At 32.7% G+C, this 16987-nt stretch carries 12 protein-coding genes; 6 read left to right on the top strand and 6 right to left on the bottom strand.

Going from position 1 to position 16987, the window contains the following annotated elements; translation table 11 throughout:
- Positions 1 to 3 precede the first annotated feature (3 nt).
- The 6 genes from rpoC to KKQ76_RS08185 all read left to right on the top strand — a co-directional run bounded on the left by rpoC (position 4) and on the right by KKQ76_RS08185 (position 11604).
- Complete coding sequence (rpoC, locus tag KKQ76_RS08210) at positions 4 to 4272, top strand: DNA-directed RNA polymerase subunit beta' (RefSeq protein WP_213197502.1); 4269 nt, start codon at positions 4 to 6, stop codon at positions 4270 to 4272.
- A 90-nt stretch (positions 4273 to 4362) separates the two neighbouring features.
- Positions 4363 to 4665, top strand: coding sequence for a DUF3467 domain-containing protein (locus tag KKQ76_RS08205; RefSeq protein WP_069799559.1), 303 nt, complete (start codon positions 4363 to 4365; stop codon positions 4663 to 4665).
- A gap of 95 nt (positions 4666 to 4760) precedes the next feature.
- A complete protein-coding gene (locus KKQ76_RS08200; protein WP_213196715.1) occupies positions 4761 to 7544 on the top strand; it encodes a T9SS type A sorting domain-containing protein in 2784 nt (927 codons plus the stop codon).
- Between the two features lie 20 nt (positions 7545 to 7564).
- On the top strand, positions 7565 to 7978 hold the full coding sequence (locus tag KKQ76_RS08195) for a hypothetical protein (RefSeq protein ID WP_213196714.1): 414 nt from the start codon (positions 7565 to 7567) through the stop codon (positions 7976 to 7978).
- A gap of 107 nt (positions 7979 to 8085) precedes the next feature.
- On the top strand, positions 8086 to 10236 hold the full coding sequence (locus tag KKQ76_RS08190; protein WP_246501370.1) for a TonB-dependent receptor: 2151 nt from the start codon (positions 8086 to 8088) through the stop codon (positions 10234 to 10236).
- 90 nt (positions 10237 to 10326) lie between these two features.
- Positions 10327 to 11604 (top strand): alkaline phosphatase family protein, encoded by a 1278-nt coding sequence (locus KKQ76_RS08185; RefSeq protein ID WP_213196713.1) that lies wholly within the window; start codon positions 10327 to 10329, stop codon positions 11602 to 11604.
- 1 nt (position 11605) lies between these two features.
- Here KKQ76_RS08185 and KKQ76_RS08180 read toward each other — a convergent pair whose 3' ends face one another.
- From KKQ76_RS08180 to KKQ76_RS08155, 6 genes are all read right to left on the bottom strand, one after another.
- Positions 11606 to 13084: an alpha-amylase gene (locus KKQ76_RS08180; protein ID WP_246501369.1), complete on the bottom strand. Its 1479-nt coding sequence runs from the start codon at positions 13082 to 13084 to the stop codon at positions 11606 to 11608.
- A 76-nt stretch (positions 13085 to 13160) separates the two neighbouring features.
- Positions 13161 to 14252 carry a DNA polymerase IV gene (dinB, locus tag KKQ76_RS08175; protein ID WP_213196712.1) on the bottom strand — a complete coding sequence of 364 codons (1092 nt, stop codon included), beginning with the start codon at positions 14250 to 14252 and terminating at the stop codon, positions 13161 to 13163.
- Positions 14253 to 14339: 87 nt separating this feature from the next.
- Positions 14340 to 15056, bottom strand: a complete 717-nt coding sequence (locus KKQ76_RS08170) for a hypothetical protein (RefSeq protein ID WP_213196711.1) — start codon at positions 15054 to 15056, stop codon at positions 14340 to 14342.
- 1 nt (position 15057) lies between these two features.
- Positions 15058 to 15663 (bottom strand): hypothetical protein, encoded by a 606-nt coding sequence (locus KKQ76_RS08165; protein WP_213189791.1) that lies wholly within the window; start codon positions 15661 to 15663, stop codon positions 15058 to 15060.
- Positions 15664 to 15775: 112 nt separating this feature from the next.
- Positions 15776 to 16477: a hypothetical protein gene (locus KKQ76_RS08160; protein WP_213196710.1), complete on the bottom strand. Its 702-nt coding sequence runs from the start codon at positions 16475 to 16477 to the stop codon at positions 15776 to 15778.
- 11 nt (positions 16478 to 16488) lie between these two features.
- Entirely contained in the window at positions 16489 to 16812 is a 324-nt protein-coding gene (locus KKQ76_RS08155; RefSeq protein ID WP_069799540.1) for a PadR family transcriptional regulator, read from the bottom strand.
- Positions 16813 to 16987: the final 175 nt, after the last annotated feature.

The following is a 16987-nucleotide window of genomic DNA, read 5'->3' as shown; positions in this document are numbered from 1 at the left end:
CAGATTATGTCAAAAAATAAAACAAGTAGATTTAGTAAAATCACCATCGGTTTAGCTTCTCCTGAAATCATTCTTCAAGAGTCAAAAGGAGAGGTGCTAAAACCAGAAACGATTAACTATAGAACTCACAAACCAGAAAGAGATGGTTTATTCTGCGAGAAAATCTTCGGTCCTGTAAAGGATTACGAATGTGCTTGTGGAAAATATAAGAGAATTCGATACAAAGGCATCGTTTGTGACCGTTGTGGTGTAGAAGTTACCGAGAAAAAAGTACGTAGAGAGAGAATTGGACACATTAATTTAGTGGTTCCAGTTGCTCACATCTGGTATTTCCGTTCACTTCCAAACAAAATTGGTTACCTTTTAGGATTACCTTCTAAGAAATTAGATATGATTATCTACTACGAAAGATATGTAGTAATCCAACAAGGTATCGCTAAAAAAGCAGACGGTTCTGATTTCGAAGACAAAGAATTCTTAACAGAAGAAGAATATCTAGATGTTTTAGAAACGCTTCCTATCGAAAACCAATATTTAGAAGATACAGATCCTAACAAATTTGTTGCTAAAATGGGTGCTGAAGCAGTGGAAGAATTGTTAAAGAGAATTGATTTAGATGCTCTTTCTTACGATCTTCGTCACAAAGCTCACAATGAATCTTCTAAACAAAGAAGAACTGAAGCATTAAAAAGATTATCTGTAGTAGAAGCTCTTAGAGGTGCTAATACTAGAATGATTAACCGCCCAGAATGGATGGTGATGCGTGTTCTTCCTGTAATTCCACCAGAATTAAGACCACTAGTTCCACTAGATGGTGGTAGATTCGCTACATCAGATTTAAATGATTTATACAGAAGAGTTATCATTAGAAACAACCGTCTAAAGAGACTTTTAGAGATTAAAGCTCCAGAAGTTATCTTGAGAAACGAGAAGCGTATGCTTCAGGAAGCGGTAGATTCATTATTTGATAACACTAGAAAATCATCTGCTGTAAAATCAGAATCTAACAGACCATTGAAATCACTTTCAGATTCATTGAAAGGAAAACAAGGTCGTTTCCGTCAGAACTTATTAGGAAAAAGGGTAGATTACTCTGCACGTTCGGTTATTGTTGTAGGTCCTAACTTACAATTACATGAGTGTGGTATCCCTAAAGATATGGCAGCAGAACTTTACAAACCATTTATCATTAGAAAGTTAATTGAAAGAGGTATTGTAAAAACAGTAAAATCTGCTAAAAGAATTATTGATAGAAAAGAACCAGTAGTTTATGATATTCTAGAAAACGTGATGAAAGGTCACCCAGTTCTATTGAACCGTGCACCTACTCTTCACAGATTGGGTATCCAAGCGTTCCAGCCTAAAATGATTGAAGGTAAAGCTATCCAACTTCACCCGTTAGTAACTACGGCATTCAACGCCGACTTCGATGGTGACCAGATGGCGGTACACTTACCATTAGGGCCAGAAGCAATTTTAGAAGCTCAGTTATTAATGCTAGGTTCTCAGAATATCTTGAACCCAGCTAACGGTTCTCCTATTACCGTACCTTCTCAGGACATGGTTCTTGGTCTATATTTCATGACCAAAGAAGCGCATTCTACAGAAACGCACAAGGTAAAAGGTGAAGGTTTAGTATTCTATTCTCCAGAAGAAGTAGAAATTGCTTACTCTGAAGGTCAAGTTTCTCTTAACGCTAAAGTAAGATGTAGACTTCCATTTAAAACAGAAGAAGGAGAAATAGTAACTAAACTTCAAGATACTACAGTTGGTAGAATTTTATTTAACCAAATTGTTCCTAAACAAGTAGGTTATATTGATGAATTATTGACTAAAAAATCATTAAGAAACGTAATTGGTAAAATCTTAGCAGATACAGATTTCCCAACTACTGTTAAGTTCCTTGATGATATGAAAAATCTTGGTTATATGAACGCTTTCAAAGGCGGTCTATCTTTCTCACTGGCTGATATTGTAGTACCAGCAGAAAAGAAAACCATGATTGCTCAAGCAATTGAAACAGTAGACGAGATTAAAGGGAACTATAACATGGGTCTTATCACAGATACAGAACGTTATAACCAAGTAATTGACGTTTGGACCAATACCAATGCTGGTCTTACTGAGATGATTATGAGCAGAATGAAATCTGACCAAGGTGGATTCAACTCTGTATATATGATGCTAGATTCTGGAGCGAGGGGTTCTAAAGAACAGATTCGTCAGTTATCTGGTATGAGAGGTTTGATGGCAAAACCACAAAAAGCTGGTGCAGTAGGAGCCGAGATCATCGAAAACCCAATTATTGCGAACTTTAAAGAAGGTTTATCAATTTTGGAATACTTTATCTCTACCCACGGTGCTCGTAAAGGTCTTGCGGATACCGCTCTTAAAACTGCGGATGCTGGTTACTTAACAAGAAGATTAGTAGACGTAGCTCAAGACGTAATCATTACAGAAGATGATTGTGGTACTTTAAGAGGTACAGAAGTAGCTGCATTGAAGAAAAATGATGAAATCGTAGAAAAACTATCTGAAAGAATTTTAGGTAGAGTTTCTCTTCACGACATCTATAATCCAGAAAACGACGAAATTTTAGTTCACGCTGATGAGTTGATTAACGAAGAGCTTGCTAAAAAAGTAGAAGAAGCGGGTATAGAAACCGTAGAAGTTCGTTCACCATTGACTTGTGAAGCTAAAAAAGGTATCTGTGCGAAATGTTACGGACGTAACCTAGCTACAGGTAAGATGATTCACATGGGAGAAGCTGTAGGTGTAATTGCGGCACAATCAATTGGGGAACCAGGTACTCAGCTTACACTGAGAACTTTCCACCAAGGGGGAACTGCAGGAAACGTTTCAGAAAATCCTACTATCGTTGCTAAGAGAGATGGTATCGTAGAATTTGACGAATTAAGAACCATTATTTCTGAAGATGAAAATGGTAATGAAGCAGATATCGTAATTTCTCGTTCTACAGAATTCCGTTTAGTAGCAGATAATGCAGCTAGAACACCATTAATGGTAGCAAACGTACCTTATGGTTCTGCACTTTCTGTAAAACCTGGTGATAAAGTGAAAAAAGGAGACCTTATTGCAAAATGGGATCCATATAACGCGGTTATCATCGCAGAAACTGCTGGTAAAGTAGAATACGAAGATATTATTCAAGGGGTTTCTTTCCAATTAGAAATCGACGAACAAACAGGTTTCGAAGAAAAAGTAATCTCAGAATCTAGAAATAAGAAAGCCATTCCTACCTTGAAAGTGGTAGATTCTAAAGGAATTGAGCAAAAAGCATACAACTTACCAGTAGGAGCTCACTTAATGGTAAATGATGGTGAAAAAATTAAGGCAGGTAAAGTCTTAATCAAAATTCCTAGAAAATCTGCAAAAGCAGGGGATATCACAGGAGGTTTACCAAGAGTAACCGAATTATTCGAAGCGAGAAATCCTTCTAATCCTGCTGTAGTTACAGAAATTGACGGGGTAGTTTCTTATGGTAAAATTAAGAGAGGTAACCGTGAATTAATCGTAGAATCTAAAACTGGTGAGATTAAGAAATATTTAGTAAAACTTTCTAATCAAATCTTAGTTCAAGAAAACGACTTCGTGAGAGCTGGCTCGCCACTTTCTGACGGTTCTGTAACACCAGATGATATCTTAAGAATCAAAGGTCCAACAGCTGTTCAAGAGTATTTAGTAAACGAAATTCAAGAAGTTTACCGTTTACAAGGGGTAAAAATTGACGATAAGCATTTCGAAATCATCGTAAGACAGATGATGACTAAAGTAGAAATCGTAGACGGAGGTGATACCCAATTCCTTGAAAACAGTCTTGAACATAAATATGATTTCCTTGAAGAAAACAACAGAGTTTTCGGATTGAAAGTAGTAACTGAACCAGGAGATTCTAAAATTTTCAAAGCTGGTCAAATGATTACCGCTAGAGAATTGAGAGACGAAAATTCTAAACTGAAGAGAGAAGATCTTCAATTAGTAGAAGTTCGTGAAGCACTTACTGCAACTGCAACGCCTGTATTACAAGGTATTACCAGAGCAGCTTTACAGACTAAGTCTTTCATGTCTGCAGCATCATTCCAAGAGACTACTAAAGTTCTAAACGAAGCAGCAGTGTCTGGTAAAGTAGACGAACTAAACGGTCTTAAAGAAAATGTAATCGTAGGACACAGAATTCCTGCAGGTACAGGTCTTAAAGATTATCAAAGTGTAATCGTGGGTTCTAAAAAAGAATTCGAGGATTTAAATTAATATGAATGTAAGGTTTAAAGACAGTTTTACTGTTCTTTAAACCTTCTTTTTTTTTGAATGTAAAATATTAACTTATTAAAACTTATAAAAATGGATAACAACCAAAACCAAGATCAAAACATCAATATTCAATTAAACGAAATGGTAGCAGCTGGTGCTTATTGCAACCTTGCATTAGTAAACCACTCACCATCTGAGTTTGTATTAGATTTTATTCAATTAATGCCAGGAGTTCAGCAGGCTCAAGTAAGAAGCAGAGTAATCCTTGCTCCTCTTCATGCAAAAAGAGTTTTAGCTGCTCTTCAACAAAATATCCAAAACTATGAAGCTCAATTCGGAGAAATCAAAGAAGTTGAACCTTTCGTAGTAGGTGCTGGTAATGCTCAAGCATAATCAAAATTTAATAAAATATTCTAAATCCTAGTCATTTTAAAATGGCTAGGATTTTTTTTTGCAAAAAAAGTCTTTATCTTCGTAAAAAATTTCAAATGAAAAAAATATACTTATTTCCTTTTTTACTTTTACTATTTGTAAGTAAAGTTTATTCGCAAACCCTTAATGAAAGAAGAGCTACTCTCGAAAGTCACATTAAGAATATAGAAAATAATGCCAGCAAATTAAAATCTGATGGACAAGTTCCACCAAAAGAATATAACATCAGAGATTTAAAAAATACGATTGATCCAGTAACTGGCGAGAATAAGTTTCAGAGTTTAGTGAAACTAAATAATGAAATTAAATCTGGTAAATACGCTCCAAAACAAAATATCTCTTTTCTAGGAAATATTATTCCTAATTCCAATCAAAGAATTAACTCAATTAATAACACACAATGGTTTGAGAGAGGACCATATAGTGTAGGAGGAAGAACTAGGGCAATTTTATTTGATCCAAACGATGCTACAGGAAAAAGAGTTTTTGCCGGTGGAGTTTCTGGAGGACTTTGGGTAAATAATGATATTACCAATGCCTCTTCTGAATGGTCACCAATTAATGATTTTTGGGCAAATCTTTCTGTAGTATGTATTGCTGCAGATCCTAATAATCCACAAATTATGTATGTGGGAACTGGTGAATCTTCTACACAAGATAATGTAGGAGCTGGTATTTGGAAAACTACAAATGGAGGTGCAACTTGGACACAAATTTTTGCACCAGCAAATACTTATAACTCACAAGGAATTAGAAATGGTTATTTCTATGTAAATGACATTAAAGTAAGAAATAACGGAGGAGTGTCCGAAGTTTATGCGGGAGTAAGTGGCGGTTATAACGAAGGCTTTCATGGACTATACCAATCAGGGCTTTATAAATCTACAGATGGTTCGAATTTTACAAGAATCACTTCATTAAGTTTACCAGAAGCTAGTTATATAGGCTATTCAATTCAGCAAATAGAAATAGGTTTTGATAATTCAGTTTGGGTTTCTACAAGAGGGGCTTTGTTTGGTGGTACAACATCAGGTGGTAAAATTTTTCGTTCTATAGACGGAATAAATTTCACTAATATATATAATGCAAATTTGTCAAATTCTAGAGTACAAATTGCACTTTCTAAGACAAACGGTGCTGTAGCTTATGGTTTGCTTCAGGGAAGTGGTTCTACAGAGCCAGTTAGAATTATTAAAACTACAGATACAGGTGCTACATGGGCAGCTAGTAATGTAGTGAATTCTGGTGTTACCCTCCCGAAAGATAAAGATACAGGGATTCCTGCTAATGATTTTACAAGAGGCCAAAGTTTCTATGATTTGGTAATTGTAACAGATCCTACCAATGATGCTACAGTTTATGTAGGAGGTATTGATTTATTTAGAAGTACCAACTCTGGTTCTACGTGGACTCAAATTTCTAAATGGTCTAATAATAATCAGTTGGCTACGCTTTCGGTTTCTCTAGTTCATGCAGACCAGCATGCCATAGTCTTCAACCCGAAAGATAGTAACCAAATTGTATTTGGAAATGATGGTGGAATATATTTCTGTTCTAATAAAGCTAATATTGTTACTAATACAGGAATTTCAGTAAGAAATAATAGATATAATGTTACCCAATTCTATGATGCAAAAATGAATCCTACTAAGACCAATTCTACTGAAGAAATTTTAGCAGGTGCGCAAGATAACGGAACAAGAAGATTTACAGGGGCTCCATTAGCAAATAATCTTTACTCAGATGCTTATTATGATGGTGGAGACGGTGCATTTGTAGAGTTTGACGATAATAATATTTATAAAATAAGTAGCTACGTTTATAATAATCATTATTTATATCACGCACCAAGTAACACTTATATAGACTTAATTGACGCGCCAGATAACGATTTAGGACATTTTATAAACGAAGCTACACTAGATAGAAATATAGATGTATTTTATTCTTATGGAAATAAAGATGCCACAACAAAAGAAATTACATTAAATAAAGTAGATGGTTTATCAACTAATCCGCTTAATTTGGGAAGAAGTAAAATCATATTAGGTAATTTTACTTCAGAAGATGTTTCTTGTTTAGCTGCTTCACCTTATCAAACCACATACACAACACTTATGGTAGGATTTGATAATGGTAGACTTTTTAAAGTTACTTATGCTAATACTGGTATTTATCAAATTAATGAATTAACCGTTCCGTTCTTAGGAGCCATTTCTGATATTCAGTATGGTACTAATGATAATGAAATCATCGTTACCATTTCTAATTATAATACTGATAGTGTTTTTTATACTACAGATGGAGGGACAACTTGGAATAGTAAAGAAGGAAACCTACCCGATATGCCAATTAGAAGTGCTTTGATGAATCCAGAAAATAAAAATGAAGTGATTCTAGGTACAGAATTAGGAGTATGGGGAACTACCAACTTCCTAAGTGCTACACCAACTTGGTCTCAATATACAAATGGTTTAGGAAACGTAAGAGTCACCAATTTAGACTATAGACCAAGTACAAGAACTGTTTTAGCTTCTACTTATGGTAGAGGTATATTCACAACTATGAATGATACCAATCTTGCAACTACAGAAAATTCAGTAGAAGAAATCTATAGAGTATATCCTAATCCTACAAGAGGAGATTTCTACTTAAAAATGAATGCAAAACACAAGAACGTTACCGTAAATGTTTTTGATATTTCGGGGAAATTAGTTTTCACTAAAAATGGAGTGAATGCAGAAGAAAAAATCTCACCAAGTCTACCGAAAGGACATTACATCGTAAAAGTTGAAAAAGAAGGTGAGTACATTTTCTCTTCTAAACTTATTGTAAGATAAATTTTTAAAAAAATTAGAACTTGAAAAAGCTATTTTTATTTCTTTTGATCAGTCTATTCTTTTCTTTTTCTTGTAAAAAGGATATCATCATCGTAGAAGCTTATTACACCAATTGGTTTGGTGGAGTAAAAGACGTGAGAGGAAAGGATTTTATAATGGTAATTGACAAAGAAACTTCTAAAAATCTACAGATAAAACATTTTTTGATTAATGATAAAAAATTCAATGTAGAAGTAGAAGAAAAGGGAAATACAATAGAAATAAAATCCAGAATTTCTGAAGGAATAGACAAAGAAATTGAACTCAAGAATCCTATTGAGAAAAATAGTTTTGGGATAGAATATTATAATACAAAGACTAACAAAACAAAAATTTTTAAGTTGAAAAAATTACAATATAAACCCCGTTCTAATCAACAAGATAAAGTTTCATAAATCATAAAGAGAGGTTTCTAAGCCTCTCTTTATTTCTTTTATCAAGATTCAAAGAAATAATCAATATTATATCCAATATTTTAATCAGTTTTAACCGATAGATTTTAATGAAAAAGACTTTATTAGCAGTGATTGTATTGTTTGCACAATATAGTTATGGACAAACTTCTGCTACAGAAAAAAACATCGAACAAATTACTTTAAAAGCACGTAAAAAAGTAAATCAAGAGCGAAATGAATTCGCTAAAAATGCTCAAGCCACAGAAATTCTCTCAGATGAAGACCTTAATAGAAATAATTCCGTGCTTATAGAACAATCTCTTTCTACCATTTCGGGTGTTCAAGTAGATAAAAGGACAAATATTGGCGGACAGAGAATTGTCATCAGAGGATTTGGGAATGACCAAAAATTCAACAATTGGGGCGTAAAAGTTTATTGGAACAATATGCCATTAACCAATGCAGAAGGAATTGCATTATTAGATGATGTAGATTTCTCTTATGTCAATAATATTGAAGTGATAAAAGGTCCTGCTTCAACTTTATACGGAGGTGGAATTGGCGGAACTGTAAAATTTTATACAAGACCAAGTTTCGAAAAAGGAACTTCTATTGCCCAAAATACCATGTTGGGTTCTCACAAATATTTTCAGTCGATAACACAGCTCAATTCTTCTGACACCAACTACTCTTTGAATGTAAACTATGGTCACATAGAAACTGACGGTTACAGACCAAGTGGAAATGGCTTGAAAAATTTCGTGAATATTAATGGCGAATATAAATTAAACCCGAAACAGCGCCTAACTTTATTCGCAAGTCAAGGCTTTTCCCACGAAAAAGTAACAGGACAAATTTCCTATAACGATTACTATGCAGGAATTGATAACGGAAATCCTTCTTACATAATCAAAGGTTCTGGCAGTAAAATTCACTCTACTAGAATAGGATTAGGTCACATTTGGGAAATTTCTAAAAATTTCAAAAATTCCACTACTGTTTTCTATTCTTCCATCAATCAGGACAGAATTGCAGACAAAGCTTTCGAGGTTTCTAGCAGTCCTAATGTAGGTTTTAGAACGACTTTCCAACATTCTTATACATGGAGGAATTTTTCTAATCAATTAGATTTTGGTGCAGAAGTACAAAATTCGCGCTCACAGATTTCTAATTATCGTTTTACAGGAACCAATCCCAATAATCCACTAGAAATGTCGCCTATTTCTAAAGGTTCTTATTTTAAATATAACAATAACCAAAGCAATTATTTCGCAATCGAAAGACTCACCTACAAACCTTGGGATTTTACGTTTTTGGCTGGAGTAAGTTTGAACAGAATAAATTATGACAGAGAAGATCTTTTGGCTTTTGGCGGTTTAGTTCCTGGATATAATAAAGATTTGTCTTTCAGTAAAGATTATAAAATGGTGGCAACTCCTCATTTTGCCGTTCAAAAAAGATGGAAAAATCAAATTTTTAATTTGAGTTACAGCGAAGGTTATAATGCACCTACTGCTTCTACTTCTTTTGTTTCTGGCGGAACTATTAACACCGTAAATGATGATTTAGAAGCCGAAAAAGCTAAAATGTGGGATTTCAGTGTACATGGTTTATTGATGAAAACAAAATTTGATTATCAAATTTCATTGTTTAATATCAATGTTAATAATAAACTCACACAGTTAAACGGAACAGATTCTAGCAATAATGTGTACAGTTATTGGGCTAATACAGGAAATCAAAAAAACAAAGGTTTAGAACTTAGTTTAGGATATAATTATACCAATGAATCTGCTTTTATTTCTAAAATTACACCATTTGTCAATTATTCACATTATGATTTTAAATACACTGATTTTGTAAATAGCGGAACTGATTTTTCGGGCAAAAAAGTAGTTGGAGTTCCTGATGATAAATATGCCATCGGAATTGATTTCAATACTAAATATGGAATTTATTTGAATAATACTTTCAATTATTTAGGCAAAGTTTATTCGGATTTTGCTAATGAAAATTTGGTTAAAGATTATTCATTACTGAACATGAAATTAGGTTACAAAAAAACATTCGGGAAATATGATGTAGATGTTTTTGCCATCGGAAATAATCTTACGAACCAAAAAAACTATACTTTTTTATTTGTAGGAAATAATAATAATGATAACAAAGCGACCAATTTGCTTAATTATGCAGATGTAAATCCTGGGCCTAAAAAAGCTTACTTCTTCTTCGGATTGAATTTAAAATATCATTTATAAATTATGAAACCACTTTTCGAAGTGGTTTTTTAATTTTTAGTTCAATGGAATTTCGACAAATCTGAGTATTTTTGTAGCAAATCATCTGTAATGAAAAAAATATTTTCGGGTTTCACTATTTTTCTGTTTTCTCTCTTTTTTGCTCAACATAATCTCGCGGTTGATACAGCCCAAGTTATTACTCCTAATAGATTTAATTCAACAGAAGCATTAGAAAAGCCATACCTTATTTTTATTTCTGCAGACGGTTACAGATATGATTACACCGGAAAATATAATGCTCAAAATCTTCAAAAATTTTCAAATGAAGGCGTAAAAGCAAAAGCCATGTTGCCAAGTTATCCAAGCATCACTTTCCCGAATCATTGGTCTATTATTACAGGTTTATATCCTTCTCATCACGGTTTGGTAGATAATTTTTTCTATGATTACTCCAGAAAAGAAGCCTATGCAATGAATAAAAAAGAAAATGCAGAAGATGGTTCTTGGTACGGCGGAATTCCGCTTTGGAGTTTAGCAGAGCAACAAGGAATGGTTACCGCTTCTCTACAATGGGTTGGTTCTGCAAGTGATGCTGGAAAAACAAGACCAACATACTATTATCACTACCACGAAAAATTTTCACCTGAAGAAAAAATTAATAAAGTAGTGAACTGGTTAAAATTGCCAGAAAATGTTCGTCCGCACTTTATTTCACTGTATTTTCCAGAAGTAGATGGAGCAGGTCATCGATTTGGACCAGAATCTCCAGAAGCCGAAAAATCTGTACAATTGGTAGATAACGCCATCGGAAATTTGGTTGAAAAAGTGAATCAATTGGGTTTGAAAAACGTGAATTTTATCTTCGTTTCAGACCATGGAATGATTAAAGTTGATAAAGAAAATCCACTGTCTATTCCAGAAATACTTCTCAATAAAGAAAGATTTGATATTTATAATTCTCAAACCTTACTCAGAGTGGTGGTTAAAAATCCTGATGAGGTAAAATCTACATATCGTGAATTGAAAAATTCAAAAACTGAAGATTACCAAGTTTTTTTGACCAAAAAATTTCCTAGAAAACTACATTATAGAACGAAAGATGACAAATATAGCCGTATCGGTCAGATTTTATTAGTTCCAAAAGCACCAAAAATATTTTTAGAAAAAGGAAAATCTACTTCTGAGGGAAAACATGGCTACAATCCTAGAAAAACACCAGAAATGAAAGCCGTTTTTTACGCTTGGGGAAATGTTTTCAAAAACCAAACAGAAATCAATGAATTTCAGAATGTGAGTGTTTATCCTTTGGTTGCGGAAATTCTCGGTTTAAAAATTTCAGAACCTATTGATGGGAAATTTTCAGAGGTTAAAAAAGCTTTGAAATAGACTATTCAGGAATCCAAACGCTTACATTTCCTGCAGGAACGGTAAAATTTCCCCAGCCATTTTCATCAATTTGAACAGTATGTTCGAATCTTCCTAAAGCGTCATAAAAATACTGACCAGCATATTGCGTTCCCATTTCCATAGGTTTTTCGTATTGTTCTTTATTGCTGATGACTACTGCACAACCTTTATGTTCGCCATCACCTTCTCGAGTCCAACCGATGCAATTAGCATCTTCGAAATAATCTCTTTGCATTCCGTAAGCATTATTTTTTCTCAATTTCAAAAGTTCTTCTATTCGGTCTACTTTTTCTAAGAAAATTTCGTGTTCATTGCCATCATTTCCATAATCTTTGTAAGTGGCTCCAAATAAATCTGGATAAAAAACACAAGGAAAGCCTTCTTGTCTTAACAGAATTAATGCATAAGCAATCGGTTTAAACCAAGGTTCTACAGGAGCTTCTAAAGCTTGTAAAGGTTGAGTGTCATGGTTATCAACCACCGTAACTGATAAATTGGGTTGTGATTGAACCAAAGTGTTGTCAAAAATTGTACGCAAGTCAAATTCGCTTCCCGATTGTGAAGCAGTATGCAAATTATGATGCAAAGAAGCATCAAAAAGGCTCATACAACCTTCGGTTTCTTCAATATATTTTTCTAAAACTGGCAATTCACCGGGAGCCCAAAATTCTCCTACTGCAAAGATGTTTTTATTAGTATTGGCTCGTAATAATTGAAGCCATTCTTTATAAAATTCTGGCGATTGATGTTTCACAGCATCTAAACGAACGCCTTCAAAACCGACGGTTTCATGATACCATTTTCCCCAATAATTCAGCTCTTCTCTTACATGAGGATTGCGATGTTCGATGTCATTGTACATCAAAAAATCGTAATTTCCTTTTTCATCGCTGGTCATTTCTTCCCAACCATCACCATGTTCGGTAATAATTTGATAAATGAAATCTCCTTCTTCACCTTCGGCAAAATCTACACCTGTAAAACAAGTGAAATTCCATTCGAAATCCGAATATTTTTTATTTCTTCCCGGGAAAGTGAATTTAGTGTAACTTTCTATTTCAAAAGGCTCAGAAATGAAGTTCTGTCGATTGTTTGGGTCTACTTTGTACACTTGGAAACGTTCTTTTTCATCACCGCCAGCTTTGTGATTCAGCACAATATCTACAATTGCTCCAATTCCTTTTTCACGAAGCGTATTGATGGCAGAAATATATTGTTCTTTAGTTCCATATTTGGTAGGAATTCCTCCTTTTTGGTCAAATTCTCCCAAGTCAAATAAATCATAGGGATCATAACCCACAGAAAATCCGCCACCATTAGCTTTGTAAGCAGGTGGTAACCAAGCCATAGTAATGCCGAGTTCTGCTAAATATTCTGCATTTTGTTGTACTTCTTCCCAAAGTTTTCCATCGCCTTCTGTGTACCAATGGAAATATTGAATCATGGTTCCGTTCATCATTTCTGTTTTTTTATGTTGCAAAATTAGAACGATGAGCGTAAATTAATTTACAGGTTTTCAGGGAATTATTTTATAATTATTCGTTTTCGAATTCTTCAAAAGGAATTTTGAGTTGTACAGAAATTTGTTTTTTCTCTTCTGTGTTTAGGTTAGAAAGTGATAAACCAAGCAATCTGATGGCTTTATTATAAGGTCTTAGTTCCCAAAGTTTTTGGGCAGTTTCGTAGAAATCTTCAGCGTTTTCATAATACACTTCTTGTGTTTTGCTACGAGTGTATTGAGAAAAATCCTTGTATTTTATTTTTAAAGTCAAAGTTTTTCCCTTAATTTCTCTTTTCGAAAGTCTAGATTCTAGTTCTTCGCTTAGTGATTTTAGTTTTTGGTAAAGTTCTTCATCTTCGTTGATGTCATCCCAAAAAGTATGTTCTACACCTACACTTTTTTGAATTCGGTGAGGTTTTACTTCTCCATGATGAATTCCACGAACCACGTTGTAATAATAAATCCCAGATTTCCCGAAAAGTCTTGCCAATTCTTCCATAGATTTTGCCTTTAAATCTTTGCCTTTGAAAATCTGTAAACTGTACATTTTATTGGCAGTGACTTTACCTATTCCGTAGAATTTTTCAATCGGAAGTTCTTCTAAAAAGTCTAAAATCTGAGTGGGATGAATGGTTTTTTGTCCGTTTGGTTTATTGATATCCGAAGCTACTTTGGCCAAAAATTTATTCACCGAAATCCCTGCAGAAGCAGTGAGCCCTGTTTCTTCAAAAATTTTTTGACGAATTTCTTTTGCTATTTCATTGGCAGATTCTATGTTTTTCTTGTTTTCGGTAACGTCTAAATAGGCTTCGTCTAGAGAAAGCGGTTCTACTAAATCGGTATATTCATGAAAAATTTCTCTGATTTTCTGTGAAATTTCTTTGTAACGATGAAATCTTGGCTTTACAAAAATAAGATGCGGACATTTTTCTTTGGCAATTTTGCTGGACATGGCAGAACGAACGCCAAATTTTCTAGCTTCGTAACTTGCTGCGGCTACTACACCTCTATGTTCACCGCCTACTGCAATGGGTTTTCCTTTCAGTTCAGGATTATCGTGCTGTTCCACAGAAGCGTAAAACGCATCCATATCTACATGTATGATTTTTCTCTGAGGAATTTGCATACACAAAGATAAGGAATTGGAGATTTTAGAAAATTATTATAAAAATGAAACCTTAAAGGATTTTAAATCCTTTAAGGTTTGAGAATATTATAAATATTTCAAAAAAGGTTTTACTTTTTCGATTTGTTTTAAATAATTATTTTGAGCTGATAATGAATAGAATACACCAAAAATAATTAAGTAAATTGACATGAAGGTAAATGTTATTTCTATAAAAATTGGTTTATCACTTTGGAAGGTGATGATTTTTTGATATTTCTCAGGATTATCTATTAACCTTGTGTAAATATTCATTAAAGGAGAAAAAATAATTACAAAAATAAAAACAGAATGTTGATGTAAGGTGAGAACATACTTTTTATATTTTTTAGCTAATTTGAAATCTTGGTAATTTGAAAAATATTTTATTAAAGTATAAAACGTCAATCCAAATACTATTGACAAGGTTAAATATCCAAAAGTTTCTGCTTTAAAATTGAAAGCAATGATAAAAATTAAAAGGGTAGGAATAGTTGAAAATTTTAATGCAAAAAACAAATTAGTCTTGTCAATTTCCTTTTTAGTTTTAACCATAAAATCAGAAATATCCTCAAGATTTAAATTTCCTCTCCAGTATGGTTTCAATTCTTTGTCCCAACTTAATTTAGATTTCTCAAAAGCCTCTTCAAAACTCAAATTTTCTTCTCTCTGCAAATCATTAATTTGAGAAACAAAATGGTCATTTACTTCGATGAGAATATCAATCGGCAGTTTTTTTGAGAGCAGATAATTTCGGATTTCTGAGAGTTGAGAATCTGTAAACATTTTATAAAACAAATTGGTTATATTTTTCAAGTTTTTTTACATTTTTTTCAAGTGAAAGAAAGGCATAAACATAAAATGTAAGAATTATTATTCCAAAAAATAGGTTAGAAACAAACATTGCTGTGCTTACTTTTTCATCAGCTCCAAAATTTATAAAATCATAAATAAGATGTTTGGTATTTTTTGGATAATGCATCATTTGATCTAAAGAAAAACCAATAACAAATGAAAGCAAAGGATGTATAAAATTATTGATAATCGGATTTTTTCTTCTGTTTTCAAAAAGCAATCTTTGCTGTTTTATGTATAGAGATATCATTCTTAAAGGGTAAATCGCTATTACTATGAATAATAATGACAAGATAAGAAGATAAATATTTTCTGGGAAAAGTTTTGCTGTAATGAATTCTAAAGCAATAAAAGAGAGAACAATATAAAAACTCTTTTTAAAGTTATTAATATTTTGAGTTTTATTGATTTCGTAAATTATTTTTGGGATTTTTTTTGAAGAAAAAAAGTTTTTTCTAACCATAATAAATTCAAAATTCCATCTTGTTTTTACTTTTAAAAAAGCCTCTTCAAAACTCAAATTTTCTTCTCTCTGCAAATCTGAAATTTGAGAAACAATATGATCATTTACTTCGATGAGAATATCAATTGGCAGTTTTTTTGAGAGCAGATAATTGCGGATTTCTGTGAGTTGAGTTTCTGAAAGCATTTTATAAATATTTTAAGAAAGGTTTTACTTTTTTCATTGTTTTTGCAAATTTAAATTGTGCAACTCCGGTATAATTGAAACCAATTACTAAAATGATAAAAACAATAAGTTTAGTAATGGTTTCAAAATCCAGCTTATTTTGATATATATTAGAAATGACTTCATCAAAAGGTTTTATGTATTGTAAACCAAAATATCCTAAAGAAAAGATTAAGAAAATTCGCCAATGATAAACAGAAAATCTAATTTCCTTAAATTTCTCTTTATAGGCAAAAGAATTGAAAATATAATTATAAACGATAGTTAAAACGGGAAAAATGAAAAATATGAAAAAATAGGTTCTTAAATTTTTTACATCATAAAAATTTGATAATATGAAAAATAGAGACAATTGAGTAAAGGAAATAGCTAAAGAAGTTTTTAACACATTATAGTTTTCTATTTTTCTAATCTTTTTTTCAAAATTTGTGATAGCTCCTTTGTCTTTGTTGGCAAGAACATAAAAAGGAACAGTAGTCTTTAACTCTTCTTTCCAATTTTCTTTGGTTTTCTCAAAAGCATCTTTAAAACTTAAATTTTCTTCTCTTTGTAAATCATTAATTTGAGAAACAAAATGGTCATTTACTTCTATTAAAATATCAATCGGCAGTTTTTTTGAAAGCAGATAATTGCGGATTTCTGATTCTTGTTGTTCGGTAATCATGGTTGTTGTTTTTAAATATTAAAAATTGCATTCAGATTAAATAGGTAAGATTTCATTTCTTCTTCTTGTAAGGCTTGTTGTTTTTTGCCTTTTTCGGTCAGTAAATAATATTTTCTATCTCTACCATTTACTTGTTGCATTTCAGAATAAATAACTCCTTCATTCTCTAATTTGTGTAACAAAGGATAAAGTGCACCTTCTGTCATTTCCAGTTCTCCTTTTGTAAGTTCTTTAGCGCGTTGCGTCAACTGATAACCATACATTTTTACTTCTGAAGCGAGAAGTTTCAGAATAATATTTTGTAAAGTTCCTTTATATAATGCGTTTTTCTTCATACCTATATAAATTATGCATTACAAATATATACATAATTTTATTATGTATGAAAAATTTTTGAAAAATTTACAAACAAAAAAACACCTCGAAAATCGAGGTGCTTCCTATGAAAAATATTTAGATTAGGTATAGTTATCTTTCCTCTTGAGAAGGAAATAGGCTACTTTAAAGGCA

The organism is Cloacibacterium caeni (assembly GCF_907163105.1).
In the GTDB taxonomy this organism is placed as follows: Bacteria; Bacteroidota; Bacteroidia; order Flavobacteriales; family Weeksellaceae; genus Cloacibacterium; species Cloacibacterium caeni_A.
This window is presented reverse-complemented; position numbering and strand designations above follow the sequence as displayed.

Coding starts and splice junctions, on each gene's coding strand:
- dinB (WP_213196712.1), bottom strand. CDS start 14,252: ATGCAAATTCCTCAGAGAAAAATCATACATGTAGATATGGATGCGTTT.
- KKQ76_RS08160 (WP_213196710.1), bottom strand. CDS start 16,477: ATGATTACCGAACAACAAGAATCAGAAATCCGCAATTATCTGCTTTCA.
- KKQ76_RS08190 (WP_246501370.1), top strand. CDS start 8,086: ATGAAAAAGACTTTATTAGCAGTGATTGTATTGTTTGCACAATATAGT.
- KKQ76_RS08170 (WP_213196711.1), bottom strand. CDS start 15,056: ATGTTTACAGATTCTCAACTCTCAGAAATCCGAAATTATCTGCTCTCA.
- KKQ76_RS08205 (WP_069799559.1), top strand. CDS start 4,363: ATGGATAACAACCAAAACCAAGATCAAAACATCAATATTCAATTAAAC.
- KKQ76_RS08185 (WP_213196713.1), top strand. CDS start 10,327: ATGAAAAAAATATTTTCGGGTTTCACTATTTTTCTGTTTTCTCTCTTT.
- KKQ76_RS08200 (WP_213196715.1), top strand. CDS start 4,761: ATGAAAAAAATATACTTATTTCCTTTTTTACTTTTACTATTTGTAAGT.
- KKQ76_RS08155 (WP_069799540.1), bottom strand. CDS start 16,812: ATGAAGAAAAACGCATTATATAAAGGAACTTTACAAAATATTATTCTG.
- KKQ76_RS08180 (WP_246501369.1), bottom strand. CDS start 13,084: ATGATGAACGGAACCATGATTCAATATTTCCATTGGTACACAGAAGGC.